Source organism: Acinetobacter halobius (assembly GCF_044130335.1).
Taxonomy (GTDB): domain Bacteria; phylum Pseudomonadota; class Gammaproteobacteria; order Pseudomonadales; family Moraxellaceae; genus Acinetobacter.
In genome coordinates, this window is the sequence record NZ_JBIQOD010000003.1 from 77,092 (window position 1) to 91,861 (window position 14,770).

Here is a 14,770-nt window from a genome sequence, read left to right on the forward strand (position 1 = left end):
GAACAAGACTCATTCATTGACAATTTTCCAAGTAACTTGGTCAACTTTTAAAAAGCGTTGAACTGATGGGACCTATACCCAACTGAATCCACCCGCAAATACTGAATCAATAACGATTAGACAGGATCATTAACCAGTTTTTCGGTTTTTTTTGCCCACCATACACAAAGCACTATTGCGATCAGTAACACTGCAGATGCGCCAAAACGACTCAAATCTAAACCACCAGAACTTAAAGGTTTATCTAAGAAATCACCAACAACCGCCCCTAAAGGACGCGTTAAAATAAAAGCGGACCAAAACAGAAAAGTCCTCGAAATGTGGCTCAACTTATACAAAAGTAAAATAAATAAAATCAGTCCACTAAATAGTGCAATCCCACCGCTATAACCTAAACCTGCTGTGTCTGCAGACCAATCACCTAAAGCAGTACCTAAAGTTTGGGAAAATGTCAGCGTTAACCAATAGAAAAGCTCAACTCGTGGCTGATTCACCACATGCGGTGAAATACTGCCTTCAGATTTATGCCAAATAAAAAGCGAAATCCCGACCAAACTTAATAATAATGCGCTCCCACCCACGTAACCAATGCCTAATGAGCGATCAACAAAGTCAGCTAAAGTTGTCCCCACAGTTGTACTGGCAATAATGGCGAACCAATATAAAAAGGGAAGATAACTCTTCGATCTGATTTGAAAAAATACAGCAACAATAAAAACGAGTGAAAAGATAAAAGTACTGAGTAAATAACCCAAGTTCATCGACATTGAAACAGCATCACCCGCCGTTTCACCAAATGTCGTTGCAAAAATTTTAGTTATCCAAAAAAGAGCCGTGATTTGTGGCACTTTCATTAATACCTGATGTACATCTTGTACACTTGCGGAGGAATTCACATCAATAGGCATTATTAACACCCCAATAAACAACAGATGCCCATTGTCAGCTTATTGGCTTAATATCAGATTAAAATAAGACCTAATCGGTGTCATAGCCCATTATAATTTTAGCTCTCATCGAAGCATTCAGCTGTATCACAAGCGGCGACAATACAGCTGTTCATGAAGACAATGTTCGCTATACTGATTAACCAATCAGGTATTTGAAATAATTATAGTTCGGATGATTTTCGACAAAAACATAATTTTGCTTTTGATAAAAACTTACAGCAGATAAATCTGCTGTGTTTAAACACAACGCAGAGAAATTCGGACGTGCATATTTTTCCAAATGTGCCAATAGTTGACGCCCCACACCACTTTTACGATATTTAGGATGCACATAGAAACGACGTACACGACCAATACGTGCCTCGATTTCGTTTTCACCCCATTGCTGGTTTAATCCACCACAGGCAATAAGCTGATCTTGATCATAAGCCAACAACAGCACTTCACCCTTTTGATTAAAACGATTTTTCCCACTTTGATATTCTTCGATCAAGCGGGTCAACGGTTCATATCCTTCTTTTGCTGCCAGTTGCGCCAAAGCTTGCATTTGAGGAGGTAATTGTTCTGCCGCTTGAATTAAAATTTCCATCTAAACTTCCTTGAATATAACCACAGCCATTTCACTACATTTGCCATGTAAATAAAATGAATTTTACTCAACAAACTACAGCAATTATGAGCATTAGTGTAAAATGTCGCTTTAATTTCAATACGTGACGAAAAACACATGGCAACTGTTGATCTTTTTGCAATTGGTAATGCACTAATCGACCAAGAATTTAAAGTCTCTGACGACTTCCTTATTCAACAAAATTTGCAAAAAGGCACTATGCAGTTAACTGATGGTGAAACACAAGCAGATCTGTATAAAAAATTAAAAGAAACACAAAGCTATAAAGGTCAAGCATCAGGTGGTTCAGCAGCAAATACTACCGTTGCCTTTAGTGCCTTAGGTGGCTCAGCCTTTTATGCATGTCGTGTAGGTAATGATGAATTGGGTAAAATTTATCTCAATGGTTTGCACGAAGCAGGGATTAAAAACACTGAGAAATCAATCAGCGAAGGCGTCACAGGCACGTGTATGGTTTTGGTCAGTGAAGACTCTGAACGGACGATGCACACTTATTTGGGTATTACCGCTGAGTTGACTGAACAACAGATAGATTTTGAACCTTTAAAAACAGCGAAATGGCTCTATATCGAAGGTTATCTTTCAACCAGCGATAGCGCACGTTTAGCTGTTAAACAAGCGCGTGAAATTGCCAAAGCACATGGTGTTAAAATTGCATTAACCCTCTCTGATCCAGCGATGGTGCAATATGCACGTCATGGATTGGATGAAATGATTGCAGATGGTGTGGACTTATTATTCTGTAACCAGCAAGAAGCCATGATGTACACCGAAACGGAAACGGTTGAGGCAGCTTTGGCAAAACTCAAAACGTTCAGTCAACACGTGGTCATTACCCTTTCCGCTGAAGGTGCTCTTATTTCAAATGCGCAAGAAACATTTAGTGTCGCAGGCCGTAAAGTTGATGCTGTCGATGCAAATGGTGCTGGCGATGCCTTTGCAGGTGCTTTCTTGTACGCTGTGAACAGAGGCTTAGGCTTACATACCGCAGCGCAACTGGCTATTTTGATTTCAAGCGAAGTGGTCGCTCAATTTGGTCCTCGCCTAGATATCGCTGATTACACTAAATTGTTCCAACAATTGCAAAAGGAATGCGCATAATGCACAAAATCTGCATGACGGAAGACATCCCAGAACGTGAAGCACGCTCCTTTGAGACACCCAATGGGGATACAATTTTTATCACCCAACGTGACGGTGCATTTTTTGCCTATCAAAATATCTGCCCTCACCTCCAAGTTGAACTGGAGTTTTTGGAAAATCAATTTTTAGATCGAGACCAAGAATTTATTGAATGCTCAACGCATGGTGCATTATTTGTAGTTGAAACAGGTGAATGCATCTCGGGGCCTTGCCAAGGTGAAGCACTTGAAAAAGTGCAGATTACCGTGCATTCTGATGGTGGAATTTACCTCACAGAAGAATAATATATTTGGACTTTCACCATGTATGAGCTGCTACACCACCCTGATTTGATGATTTTTCATTTCAGTTTATTGGCTTTGCTTTTACTCAGCATGGTGGAAACCCTTGGCTATTTTTTTAATTCACGCCCAAGTCACTTTCTCAAAAAACTATCTCCACAAAAGCTCACACAATCTCCATTATTAGACGTGAAATTTTCAAAAACCCTGATTGTGGTTTTTCTTTTGCTGAACTTCAGTGTCGCGGGTTATTTCCTTCAATTTTGTATTTATGCAAAGGAACAAGCCTTTACCTCCGCATACTACCTCATCCTGCCAGCCCTGATTATTGCAATCTTCTTCACCGTTTTTATGATTCACTGTCTAGATCAGGTGATTAAACCCAGACCCATCAAAAGACAAACCAATTTATTGGGTCGCCTTGCCACTATTTCCAGTGGCAATGCCCGTCCTGGCTTTTCAGCTCAAGCACGTGTGCGCGATGAGTATGGTCAACTACACTATGTCCAAGTTGAACCTGAGTTTGGCGAGCTCGAATTTCAGTCGCAAATTATTCTGATTCGACTAAAAAAATCACATTACATCGCCAAAAGAATTTCAAAATCTAACCAACTGTTTAGTGGTGAGATCAGCAACTAAACACGGCTCTCAAACATCCACTTGAGCTCCACTATTGGTCTGTTACACATTTTCAGTGTATCGGCTTTGCTTGCGCCATCATTGTAATATTCTCAGATCAATACAGAATAACAATATTTAAATATAACCTTGTATCACTCAACCTTACAAAAATGCTGCTGCCTAAAGCAAAGCCACACCAGAGTTTCGAGGCAAAAGGGCTATCGCTTCGACCAGCTATTCTTCAATGATTTAAAAGACCTATCAATTTTATAATTTTAAGACGAATTCTCGATAAAATGACATTTTTTTAAATATAAGCGTTTTAGTCGGATTTAAAATAAATATATACAAGTATTTCAGTCAGGTTTTTAAATATAAATATAAGTATTTTAGTCAACTTTAAAATGCTTAAATATTAGTTTATTTTTCATCACATAGCATCATTAAGTATTTGTATATAAACAAATTAATAATATATTTTTTATTTAAGTTTAAAGGCTATTTATTTTTTGTATGTTTTTGTTTAATAATATAAAGCAAGTTAAAAAAATAGGCTTTATGAAATGAGCTTAGTCCCCAAAAATCTCAATCAAAAAGTCACCAGAGAGATTATTGCCATTTTAATCATTAAAGTGATTATTTTAATGGTCATTAAGAACATTTGGTTCGACGCCCCAACGATTCCTAAAAATTTTGACAATCAAGTTGCTGAGCGTATTGCTGGCAATCCATCCCCAATCAAGGAGACACGTTGATGATTTCTGAAAGCGTGGTCGATCTCTCGCGGTTCCAGTTCGCTATGACCGCGATGTATCACTTTATTTTTGTTCCACTTACTATTGGTATGGCTTTTATTCTTGCCATTATGGAAACCACTTATGTGATTTCTGGCAAAGAAATTTATAAAGACATGACCAAATTCTGGGGAAAACTCTTCGGCATTAACTTTGCACTTGGGGTAACAACAGGTTTAACAATGGAGTTCCAGTTTGGTACAAACTGGGCGTACTACTCACATTATGTAGGCGACATTTTTGGCGCACCATTGGCAATCGAAGGCCTGATGGCTTTCTTCTTAGAGTCCACTTTTATTGGCCTATTCTTCTTTGGTTGGGATCGTCTTTCCAAAGTCCAGCATTTGGGTGTGACATGGTTGGTTGCACTTGGCTCCAATATGTCAGCCCTCTGGATTTTGGTTGCTAACGGCTGGATGCAAAACCCTGTTGGTTCTAAATTTAACTACGAAACCATGCGTATGGAACTGGTCGATTTTGGTGCCCTCATTTTCAACCCCGTTGCTCAAGTTAAATTTGTACATACTGTATCTGCAGGTTATGTAACTGGTTCGATTTTCGTTCTCGCTATTTCCAGTTATTACTTACTGAAAAAACGAGACGTTCCTTTTGCCCGTCGTTCATTTGCTATTGCAGCCATCTTTGGCTTGGCATCAACCTTATCTGTCATTTTACTCGGTGATGAATCAGGCTATGAAATTGGTGATGTACAAAAGACTAAACTTGCTGCCATTGAAGCGGAATGGGATACACACCCTGCACCTGCATCCATTACTTTGTTTGGTATTCCAAATAAAGAAACAATGACCACAGATTATGCCGTGAAAATTCCATATGTGATGGGCATTATTGCGACACGCTCGTTGGACAAACAAGTAACAGGCATTAAAGACTTAATCGCACAGCATGAAGTCCGTATTCGTAATGGTATGGTTGCATATTCTCAACTAGAAAAGCTTCGTGCAGGTGACACATCACCCGAACTTCAAGCAGCCTTCGAACATTCTCAAAAAGATTTAGGCTACGGTCTACTTTTGAAAAAATATACACCAAATGTTGTAGACGCATCTGAAGATCAAATTAAAGCTGCCGCAAAAGATACAATTCCGCATGTACCAAGCTTATTCTGGGCATTCCGTGCCATGGTGGCATCTGGTTTCTTAATGCTGTTGTTATTTGCCCTAGCAACCTTTGCTGTTGCAAAACGCAATGCAGAGAACAAACCATGGCTACTAAAATTTGCACTTTTCGCTCTGCCTCTACCATGGGTTGCTGCGCAAACAGGTTGGTACGTTGCTGAAGTAGGTCGTCAGCCTTGGACGATTGGTGAGGTTTTACCTACACACTTGTCAGCATCAAGCTTAAGCACAGGTGATGTATGGGGTTCTATCGCTGCCTTAGCTGCGTTCTATACTGTACTTTTGATTATTGAAATGTATTTAATGATCAAATTCTCACGTCTTGGTCCAAGTTCGCTTCACACAGGTAAATACCATTTTGAAAAACTTGAAGCAGCTCGCAATGAGGAGACTCAAGCATGATCGAATATGAATTACTCAAAATTATCTGGTGGGTTTTAGTCGGCGTCCTGTTGATTGGCTTTGCCCTCACCGATGGCTTCGATATGGGCTCTATGGCGATCATGCCATTTGTAGGCAAAACAGATGAAGAACGTCGCGCAGCCATCAACACGATTGCTCCGCACTGGGATGGTAACCAAGTTTGGTTCATTACTGCGGGTGGTGCATTATTTGCAGCATGGCCTATGGTTTATGCAACCGCATTCTCAGGCATGTATTGGGCGCTACTTTTAGTTCTGTTTGCCCTATTCTTGCGACCTGTAGGCTTTGACTACCGCTCCAAACTACAAAATACCAAATGGCGTACATCATGGGACTGGGGTTTAGCAGTTGGTGGTGCTGTGCCTGCGTTAGTCTTTGGCGTAGCCTTTGGCAATATGTTCTTGGGTGTTCCATTCAATTTAGATGAAACAGTACGCTCAACTTACACAGGGAGCTTCTTTGCTCTACTCAACCCATTTGCTTTGGTCTGCGGCCTAGTCAGTTTATCTATGCTGTGTGCCCACGGCGGTGCATGGCTTATGCTCCGTACTGACGGTGACTTACGTAACCGTTCAGCACAAGCAACCAAACTGATGGGTATTGTTTACCTCATCTGTTTCTTAGGTGCTGGTGCTTGGTTGTATTTTGGTGGGATCGAAGGTTATACCCTAGTGGCACCATTTGATACCAACGGTGTTGCTAACCCATTAGCCAAAGAAGTGGTGACCAATGCCAATCCAGGTTGGATGAATAACTATTCAACTTACCCAATCACGATGATTGCACCTATTGCAGGCATCTTAGGTGGTCTAATCGTCGTTCTTGCTGCAAGCAAAAATAAAGCGGGCTTAAGTTTCTTAGGTTCAAGCTTAGCTGTTATTGGTGCAATTTTGACTGCTGGTTTTGCACTATTCCCATTCCTTATGCCATCAAGCATCAACCCTGTTGCAAGCTTGACCATGTGGGATGCAGTTTCAAGTAAAACGACGTTGACTGTAATGACCGTTGCAGCCTGTATCTTTGTCCCACTTATTTTGTGTTATACCACTTGGTGTTACTACAAAATGTGGGGTGTTATTACCAACACTCACATTAAAGAGAATTCACACAGCCTTTACTAAGGTTGTGTCTAAGGAGATCAAATTATGTGGTATTTTGCATGGATTCTCGGCATTTTAATGGCTTGCTTTGCTGGCGTATTGAGTGCTTTATATATTGAACATCATCAAGACCTTGATGAGGAATAAACCATGACAGACGTTGCTATGGAAAACCAAACTGTAGATAAAAAGCCGAACAAAATTGCGATGCTAATTTCCTGCCTGTTGGCCTTTCCACTTGCAGCGGTGTTGTTAGTGCATCCTGCTGCTATGTTGGATGACAATGGTCACTATAGCCACAGCGCACTGATGTATATCATGATTGGTATTTCAGGTGGCTTTATCCACGGCGTTGGCTTCGTGCCACGCCACTGGATTTGGAAATGGTTATTTAGCCCGTTTCTATCGTGGCCACTGATGCTCTGGGGTTATTACACTTGGTTCTTCAGTTAAATAAAAAAGCCTTCATTTATTGAGGGCTTTTTTATTTGCATATGACAATTACATATCTGCAATCACACCTGTAATACCATTGATAATCATATCGACCGCGATGGTTCCAATCAGTAAGGCCGATAGTCGCCCAACGATATCAACATAACGGTCGATATATTTAGCATGCTTATAGCGCAAATGATCATGTGCAAATTTCATTAAAATCATCAATGCGCAGGTTAACGTTAAAGTTAAGAAAATAATCATGGCTGCGCCACCAATCGGTAAAGATATACCTGTCACCACAGCAGCACTGATCGTACCTGGACCAATCATAAAAGGCATCGCAATGGTTCCTGCCAAATGCTCAGGTGCACCACGCATTTCACCAATGGTATCTGCCCCCTGAAACACGTAGCGATAACCAATCACCAAGAAGATCAAACCACCAAATATTTGAAAGGCTTCAAAGCGTACATTTAAATATTTACTAAAGATCGCTTCTCCGCCCCATGCAAACAGCATAAATACCACAAAGGCAATGAGACAGCCCTGAATCAAGGCCTTATTAAACACTTTGGCTTCGGAGTTCCGAATCATGCCAATCATGTAAATACTCATTAAAAACGGATTCAACAATGAGAAGAACAAAGCAAAAGCATGTAAATATGAGGTCAACATGGTTCCTCCTAATTATCCTTGAGGATCTGGAAATAAGGGACGATTCCCCGGACTGATTCGATTGATATGTAAGAAGGTCATGTGGCGTTCATAACGATCCAGCACATCATTAATCACCTGCTCTTTGGTATAGCCGACTAGGTCGTTGCCTTGAGAGCCTTCATACAAATAGGTTTCAAGACGGTAATAGAAGCGTTTACCCAGTTTTCCGCGTTCACTAAAAGTCGGCGCGATATAACGTACTGGCCAAATTTGATAGACAAAGTTTTGTTCTTCTTCCAAATGAATCATCAAATCTAAATGATACAGATTTGGGTCTTCTTCTAAAGCACTCTCTTGAACACTGATGTCGATACCGCGTTTTTGCATTTCTTCTGCAACCGCCATCACTGCGGGTCGGCAAATATCATCAAGCATACGCCGAGTATCGGTTGTTCCTGGATGGTGCATGACTCGGGACAAGCGTTTTTTCCAGTTAAGGATGTCGACATTGCCCACCACGGGTGCGGCATTTAAACTGCTACTGGCTTGTCGATAGTCTTCTAACCGTAACGACTTATACAAACCTGCCATCACTAAGAACATCACAAAACTGAACGGCAACCCCATAATGATAGTGGCATTTTGCAGTGCCGTAATCCCATTAGCCATCAACATTGCAAGGGTCAATAAACCAATGGCTACGGCCCAAAAGACACTCAACCAGCGTGGTGCATCATGGTCGACATTGGTAAATTGAGTAGTGAAATTACCCAATACCAGTGCACCAGAGTCCGCCGAGGTCACATAAAACAATAAGCCTGTAATTGTGGCTACACCTGCAATAAACGGAAACCACGGATACTGTGCCAGCAAGTCATAAAAACCATGTGCAGGATTTGCAATGACACTTTGTGCAAGGGCTAAATTGCCATCAAAAATCACACTATGTAGTGCACTATTTCCAAATATTGATAACCACGTGAGTGTGAAAAATAAAGGAATAATGAGTGTCCCGCTAACAAACTCACGAATGGTTCGCCCACGCGAAATACGTGCTAAAAACAAACCTACAAATGGTGACCAAGCCACCCACCATGCCCAAAAGAACAATGTCCAACTGTTCATCCATTCTTTGGGTTGTTGAAAGGCAAAACTTTCCAAAGTCATACTTGGAAAACGGTTAATGTAATCCCCAATATTTTGCACAAAAGCATTTAGTAGAAATTCAGTATTGCCTAAAAACAAAATAAACAGCATCAACCCAACAGAGACATAGATATTGATCTCGGAGAGAACACGCAGTCCTTTATTGACTCCTGACGTCACTGAGATAATGGTCATGACAACCGCCACCCCAATTAATGCCGCTTGCATCCAGAGGTTCTCAGGTAAGTCAAACAGCACATGTAAACCATAGTTCAACTGTACCACCCCAATCCCGCAGGTGGTCGCAATACCAAAAATAGTCCCGATCACCGCAGCAGTATCGACGCTGTGACCAATTGGGCCATGAATCTTTTTCCCAAAAATTGGATAGAGTGCTGAGCGAATGGTCAGGGGTAAATTATAACGATAACTAAAATACCCTAATGCCATGCCAATCAAAGCATACATACACCATCCAGTGAGGCCATAGTGAAATAGCGTCCACACCATACCTTGACGTGCCGCTTCTAGGGTCTGCCCCTCACCCACAGGTGGATGCATATAGTGGGATAAAGGTTCCGCCACCGAGAAGAACATCAAGTCGATGCCGATCCCAGCTGAGAACAACATGGCAGACCAACTTAAAAGGCTAAATTCTGGCTTGGAATGTTTGGGGCCTAATTTAATGTTGCCATAGCGAGAACAGGCAATGAAAATGACAAAGACCATATACAAGGTCGCTGCGAGTAAGTAGTACCAACTAAAGGTAGAACTCACCCAAGCCAAGACCGTATTTAAGGTTCGATTGGCAAAGTCATTAAACAAAATGGTGGTAAGAGAAAAAATTAAAATAATGAGAGCTGAAATATAAAAGACCACACCATTTAAACGGTCTTTAGGCGCTAATGTTTGATCATCAACTGCTCTTGGATTATCTGTTGCCATACAATCCTCAAGAAAGTAAATAAAAAGACAAAAGCCAATTTTTAAACTTCTCGTGGTCGAGAGCTTAAAAATCGACTAACGAAAACGACAGTATTTTTATATGCAATAAAAATGCTATCTCTTTTAAACCCACAGGTCTAAATCATTTATTGGGTCGGTTTATTGGTACATATTAAAATATGTAAACCCGTTCCCTTTTCATCTATATCCCAATAGGAAACTTGTATCTTTCTCCCCACAAAATGACTATATGAGCTTTTGCCATCCTTAAAAAGTATAAAACCGTAATTTGCTTAAAATTTACACAAAATAAAACTACAGCTATTCATACCATTTATCTACCTGATAAATATAAATTTAGCTAAAAACCAAACCGCCAAATTGCTGACGCTTGCTGTGAATTTAAGCACCAGTGTACTTATTATTGATTGAACGTTCAATCAATAATAAGTATCATAAAAAAATGCTATGATACTTTCCATGTAAGTTATTGAATCTAACGCCTTTAAATTTAAGGCAAATTGTTCTGGATTGTGATGAATAAACGTAGAGTAAAACCTGAGCATGAGCGTCGTGAAGAAATTATCAATGCTGCCTATGCAGTCATTCACGAAGTAGGCTTATCCAACACCACCATTGCTCAAATTGCGAAAAAAGCACAGCTTTCTACGGGCATTGTGAGCCATTATTTTGGCGATAAACAAGGTCTTATTCACAGCTGCATGCGCCAAATGCTCAATGTCTTAGCCGAGACCACGGCAAGCTATAAGGCAAAGGTCGTGCAGCCCAATCCAGAACATTTACTCAAAGCCATTATTGATGCCAACTTTGACATCAGTCAGGTCAACAACACTGCTATGCGGGTTTGGCTAGATTTTTGGTCTGCCAGTATGCATCAAGCCGACTTAGGTCGCCTGCAACGAATAAATGATCAACGTCTTTATTCAAATTTGAAGTTTCATTTCTTGCAACTCATGCCGAGACCACAGGCAAGCCAAGCAGCTAAAGGGTTAGCAGCACTGATTGATGGATTATGGTTACGTGGAAGTTTAAGTGGTCATCAAGCATTTGATCGTGATTTGGCACGTTCTATTGCATACGACTATGTCGATATGCAACTTCGCTTAATTCAACAGATACGGCAGGAACAACAAAATGAGTAATGTACAGCTTCACTCGCTTTATATTCACGGACAATATTTCAATGCCACCAGTGGTCAAAGCTTTGACAGTATCAACCCTGCTACAGGTGAAGTCATTGCCACCATTCAACAAGCATCCAAAGCTGATGTCGATGCAGCCGTGCAAAGTGCTGTACAAGGACAGCGTGAATGGGCTGCCAAAACTGCGGTCGAACGTGCCCGTATTTTACGTCGTGCAGTCGATATTTTACGCGCTCGTAATGACGAGTTAGCTCGCCTAGAAACACTCGATACAGGTAAAGCATTCAGTGAAACCTCTATTGTCGATATTGTCACTGGTGCAGACGTTTTAGAATACTACGCGGGACTTGCAACTGCGATTCAAGGTGAGCAAGTGCCATTACGTGAAAGTAGTTTTTTCTACACGCGCCGTGAACCTTTAGGTGTAGTCGCAGGCATTGGCGCTTGGAATTATCCCATTCAAATTGCACTTTGGAAATCAGCTCCTGCCCTCGCTGCGGGGAATGCCATGATTTTTAAACCCAGCGAAGTGACACCGCTTACCGCCTTAAAACTAGCAGAGATTTATACTGAAGCAGGCGTACCCGCTGGAGTTTTCAACGTTGTACAAGGCTTTGGTGCTGACGTCGGTCAATGGTTGACTGGACACCCAGACATTCAAAAAATTTCGTTCACAGGCGGTGTGGCAACGGGTAAAAAGGTCATGGCCAGTGCTGCGGCTTCTAGTCTCAAAGAAGTCACCATGGAGCTCGGTGGCAAATCACCTCTGATTATTTGTGCCGACGCCAACCTTGACCGCGCAGCCGATATTGCGGTGATGGCAAACTTCTTTAGTTCAGGTCAAGTGTGTACCAATGGCACCCGTGTGTTTGTACCGCAAACCCTCAAGACTGCATTTGAACAAGCCATTATTGCACGTGTCAAACGTATCCGTATCGGGAACCCTATGCAAGCTGAAACCAACTTTGGACCTTTAGTCAGCTTTCCCCATATGGAAAAAGTCTTGTCTTATATTGAGTCAGGCAAACAACAAGGTGCAACCTTATTGATGGGTGGACAACGTGCCACCGAAGCAGCGCTTGCTCAAGGTGCGTATGTATTACCAACCGTTTTCACCGACTGTCATGACGACATGCACATTGTGCAGGATGAAATCTTTGGTCCAGTTATGAGCATTTTAAGCTATGACAGTATTGAAGAAGCCATTCAACGTGCCAACAACACCAGTTATGGTTTAGCTGCGGGTGTGGTCACACAAGATATTTCCCAAGCGCATCGCATTATTCATCAGCTTGAGGCAGGCATTTGCTGGATCAATACTTGGGGCGAATCCCCTGCTGAAATGCCTGTAGGTGGTTATAAACAATCGGGCGTTGGACGTGAAAATGGCATCACCACACTTGAACACTATACCCGCATCAAATCGGTTCAAGTTGAACTGGGCGAATACCAAAGTATTTTTAAAGTCTGAATTTTAACTATCTAAATCCTTAATCCATTTTATTTATTCTCTTTTCATCCTCAACTCAACATGTGGCCACGTTCTCATGCAACGTGGCCCTGCCATAGAAAAAGGATCATTATGCATTCTCAACACTACGATTATATTATTATTGGCGCAGGTTCTGCAGGTAATGTACTGGCTGCTCGCCTAACCGAAGACCCAGATGTTTCGGTACTCTTACTCGAAGCGGGTGGACCTGATTATCGTCTCGACTTTCGCACCCAAATGCCCGCTGCTTTGGCCTATCCTTTGCAAGGGCGTCGTTATAACTGGGCATATTTAACCGACCCAGAACCCCACATGAACAACCGTCGTATGGAATGTGGACGCGGTAAAGGCTTAGGCGGTTCGTCCCTCATTAATGGCATGTGTTATATCCGTGGAAATGCCATGGATTTAGAACAGTGGTCAACCCTTAAAGGTCTTGAAGACTGGAGCTATGCGGACTGTCTTCCTTACTACAAAAAGGCTGAAACCCGTGATATTGGTGGCAATGATTATCATGGTGATGCTGGCCCTGTTTCTGTTGCCACGCCTAAAGCAGACAATAACGTTTTATTCCACGCCATGGTTGAAGCGGGTGTGCAAGCAGGCTATCCACGCACCGATGATTTAAATGGTTATCAACAAGAAGGTTTCGGCCCAATGGATCGAACCGTAACCCCCAAAGGTCGACGTTCAAGCACCGCACGTGGCTATTTGGATATGGCCAAAGGTCGCGCGAATCTAACTATTACTACCCATGCCATGACCAATCAAATTTTGTTTAATGGCAAACAAGCAATTGGTGTTGAATATATTCAAGGTGCTAATCAAAACAACTTGCTTCAGGTCTATGCCAATAAGGAAGTTCTACTTTGTGCTGGAGCGATTGCATCACCGCAAATTTTGCAACGTTCAGGTGTGGGTTCAAGCACCTTACTTCAATCTCTCGACATTCCAGTTGTACACGACTTACCGGGTGTAGGTGAAAACCTGCAAGATCATTTAGAAATGTACTTACAATATAAGTGCACGCAACCCGTTTCTCTCTACCCTGCTTTAAAATGGCAAAACCAACCTGCAATTGGTGCAGAGTGGCTATTTAACGGTACTGGGATTGGAGCAAGCAACCAGTTTGAAGCAGGCGGCTTTATTCGATCATCTAAAGAGTTTGCTTGGCCAAATATTCAATATCACTTTTTACCTGTTGCAATTAACTATAATGGCAGCAATGCTGTCAAAGAACATGGCTTCCAAGCCCATGTCGGTTCGATGCGCTCACCTTCACGCGGTCGAGTACATGTGACCTCTAAGAATCCTTTCGACCATCCAAGTATTTTATTTAACTACATGTCGACAGAACAAGACTGGCAGGAATTTCGTGATGCCATCCGTATTACTCGAGAAATCATGCAACAACCTGCGCTTGATCCTTATCGAGGCGAAGAAATCAGCCCTGGAAAAGAGATACAAACCGACGCTGAATTGGACGAGTTTGTACGTAATCATGCTGAAACGGCTTATCATCCATCCTGTAGTTGTAAAATGGGGGAAGATGATATGGCGGTAGTCGATGGACAAGGTCGTGTACATGGGATGCAAAATTTACGTGTTGTTGATGCGTCGATTATGCCGCTCATTATCACAGGTAACTTAAATGCAACCACCATTATGATGGCTGAAAAAATCGCGGATCAAATACGTGGTCACCAAGCCTTACCACGTTCAACTGCTCCATTTTATCGCGCCGAAATCGCATAAATATTAATGGCGTAAAACCTGACCTTTTATTTAGCTTTAGGATAATAAGGTCAGGCAATTATTCATATTTTCTAAAACAACATAATCAC

At 41.7% G+C, this 14,770-nt stretch carries 15 protein-coding genes; 11 read left to right on the plus strand and 4 right to left on the minus strand.

Translation table 11 applies throughout. The features are described from left to right. Positions 1–116: 116 nt before the first annotated feature. Both ACE01U_RS04170 and ACE01U_RS04175 read right to left on the minus strand, forming a co-directional pair. The gene (locus ACE01U_RS04170) at positions 117–908 is read right to left on the minus strand and encodes a COG4705 family protein (protein WP_395578782.1); all 792 of its coding nucleotides are present in this window, start codon (positions 906–908) and stop codon (positions 117–119) included. A gap of 178 nt (positions 909–1,086) precedes the next feature. Beyond that, a complete protein-coding gene (locus ACE01U_RS04175) occupies positions 1,087–1,539 on the minus strand; it encodes a GNAT family N-acetyltransferase (RefSeq protein ID WP_086207566.1) in 453 nt (150 codons plus the stop codon). A 138-nt stretch (positions 1,540–1,677) separates the two neighbouring features. On the opposite strand from ACE01U_RS04175, the gene ACE01U_RS04180 reads away from it, so the two are divergent. The 8 genes from ACE01U_RS04180 (at position 1,678) to ACE01U_RS04215 (ending at position 7,535) form a co-directional block, all read left to right on the plus strand. Further along, entirely contained in the window at positions 1,678–2,682 is a 1,005-nt protein-coding gene (locus ACE01U_RS04180; RefSeq protein ID WP_395578783.1) for an adenosine kinase, read from the plus strand. Between the two features lie 14 nt (positions 2,683–2,696). Then, on the plus strand, positions 2,697–3,008 hold the full coding sequence (locus ACE01U_RS04185) for a Rieske (2Fe-2S) protein (protein ID WP_171264395.1): 312 nt from the start codon (positions 2,697–2,699) through the stop codon (positions 3,006–3,008). A gap of 18 nt (positions 3,009–3,026) precedes the next feature. Continuing rightward, a complete protein-coding gene (locus ACE01U_RS04190; protein WP_086207569.1) occupies positions 3,027–3,644 on the plus strand; it encodes an OB-fold-containig protein in 618 nt (205 codons plus the stop codon). 545 nt (positions 3,645–4,189) lie between these two features. Then, the gene (gene cydP / locus ACE01U_RS04195) at positions 4,190–4,381 is read left to right on the plus strand and encodes a cytochrome oxidase putative small subunit CydP (protein WP_086207570.1); all 192 of its coding nucleotides are present in this window, start codon (positions 4,190–4,192) and stop codon (positions 4,379–4,381) included. Then, on the plus strand, positions 4,381–5,961 hold the full coding sequence (locus ACE01U_RS04200; protein ID WP_086207571.1) for a cytochrome ubiquinol oxidase subunit I: 1,581 nt from the start codon (positions 4,381–4,383) through the stop codon (positions 5,959–5,961). The genes cydP and ACE01U_RS04200 overlap by 1 nt, the downstream gene beginning before the upstream one ends. Next, on the plus strand, positions 5,958–7,103 hold the full coding sequence (cydB, locus tag ACE01U_RS04205; protein WP_086207572.1) for a cytochrome d ubiquinol oxidase subunit II: 1,146 nt from the start codon (positions 5,958–5,960) through the stop codon (positions 7,101–7,103). Before ACE01U_RS04200 ends, cydB begins: the two co-directional genes overlap by 4 nt. A gap of 24 nt (positions 7,104–7,127) precedes the next feature. Continuing rightward, positions 7,128–7,229, plus strand: coding sequence for a cytochrome bd-I oxidase subunit CydX (cydX, locus tag ACE01U_RS04210; protein WP_002120988.1), 102 nt, complete (start codon positions 7,128–7,130; stop codon positions 7,227–7,229). Positions 7,230–7,232: 3 nt separating this feature from the next. Continuing rightward, the gene (locus tag ACE01U_RS04215) at positions 7,233–7,535 is read left to right on the plus strand and encodes a cyd operon YbgE family protein (RefSeq protein WP_086207573.1); all 303 of its coding nucleotides are present in this window, start codon (positions 7,233–7,235) and stop codon (positions 7,533–7,535) included. A 48-nt stretch (positions 7,536–7,583) separates the two neighbouring features. On the opposite strand, the gene ACE01U_RS04220 is transcribed toward ACE01U_RS04215, so the two are convergent. Beyond that, complete coding sequence (locus ACE01U_RS04220) at positions 7,584–8,198, minus strand: MarC family protein (protein WP_086207574.1); 615 nt, start codon at positions 8,196–8,198, stop codon at positions 7,584–7,586. Between the two features lie 12 nt (positions 8,199–8,210). Further along, complete coding sequence (locus tag ACE01U_RS04225; protein ID WP_086207575.1) at positions 8,211–10,271, minus strand: choline transporter; 2,061 nt, start codon at positions 10,269–10,271, stop codon at positions 8,211–8,213. Positions 10,272–10,807: 536 nt separating this feature from the next. On the opposite strand from ACE01U_RS04225, the gene betI reads away from it, so the two are divergent. The 3 genes from betI to betA all read left to right on the plus strand — a co-directional run bounded on the left by betI (position 10,808) and on the right by betA (position 14,681). After that, positions 10,808–11,434: a transcriptional regulator BetI gene (betI, locus tag ACE01U_RS04230; RefSeq protein WP_086207576.1), complete on the plus strand. Its 627-nt coding sequence runs from the start codon at positions 10,808–10,810 to the stop codon at positions 11,432–11,434. After that, the gene (gene betB, locus ACE01U_RS04235; protein ID WP_395578784.1) at positions 11,427–12,905 is read left to right on the plus strand and encodes a betaine-aldehyde dehydrogenase; all 1,479 of its coding nucleotides are present in this window, start codon (positions 11,427–11,429) and stop codon (positions 12,903–12,905) included. The genes betI and betB overlap by 8 nt, the downstream gene beginning before the upstream one ends. 111 nt (positions 12,906–13,016) lie before the next feature. Beyond that, complete coding sequence (gene betA, locus ACE01U_RS04240; RefSeq protein WP_395578785.1) at positions 13,017–14,681, plus strand: choline dehydrogenase; 1,665 nt, start codon at positions 13,017–13,019, stop codon at positions 14,679–14,681. Positions 14,682–14,770: the final 89 nt, after the last annotated feature.

Bases quoted from the DNA above. Each gene is read 5' to 3' on its own strand.
- ACE01U_RS04170 (WP_395578782.1), bottom strand. From the start codon at position 908: ATGCCTATTGATGTGAATTCCTCCGCAAGTGTACAAGATGTACATCAG.
- ACE01U_RS04175 (WP_086207566.1), bottom strand. From the start codon at position 1,539: ATGGAAATTTTAATTCAAGCGGCAGAACAATTACCTCCTCAAATGCAA.
- ACE01U_RS04180 (WP_395578783.1), top strand. From the start codon at position 1,678: ATGGCAACTGTTGATCTTTTTGCAATTGGTAATGCACTAATCGACCAA.
- ACE01U_RS04185 (WP_171264395.1), top strand. From the start codon at position 2,697: ATGACGGAAGACATCCCAGAACGTGAAGCACGCTCCTTTGAGACACCC.
- ACE01U_RS04190 (WP_086207569.1), top strand. From the start codon at position 3,027: ATGTATGAGCTGCTACACCACCCTGATTTGATGATTTTTCATTTCAGT.
- cydP (WP_086207570.1), top strand. From the start codon at position 4,190: ATGAGCTTAGTCCCCAAAAATCTCAATCAAAAAGTCACCAGAGAGATT.
- ACE01U_RS04200 (WP_086207571.1), top strand. From the start codon at position 4,381: ATGATTTCTGAAAGCGTGGTCGATCTCTCGCGGTTCCAGTTCGCTATG.
- cydB (WP_086207572.1), top strand. From the start codon at position 5,958: ATGATCGAATATGAATTACTCAAAATTATCTGGTGGGTTTTAGTCGGC.
- cydX (WP_002120988.1), top strand. From the start codon at position 7,128: ATGTGGTATTTTGCATGGATTCTCGGCATTTTAATGGCTTGCTTTGCT.
- ACE01U_RS04215 (WP_086207573.1), top strand. From the start codon at position 7,233: ATGACAGACGTTGCTATGGAAAACCAAACTGTAGATAAAAAGCCGAAC.
- ACE01U_RS04220 (WP_086207574.1), bottom strand. From the start codon at position 8,198: ATGTTGACCTCATATTTACATGCTTTTGCTTTGTTCTTCTCATTGTTG.
- ACE01U_RS04225 (WP_086207575.1), bottom strand. From the start codon at position 10,271: ATGGCAACAGATAATCCAAGAGCAGTTGATGATCAAACATTAGCGCCT.
- betI (WP_086207576.1), top strand. From the start codon at position 10,808: ATGAATAAACGTAGAGTAAAACCTGAGCATGAGCGTCGTGAAGAAATT.
- betB (WP_395578784.1), top strand. From the start codon at position 11,427: ATGAGTAATGTACAGCTTCACTCGCTTTATATTCACGGACAATATTTC.
- betA (WP_395578785.1), top strand. From the start codon at position 13,017: ATGCATTCTCAACACTACGATTATATTATTATTGGCGCAGGTTCTGCA.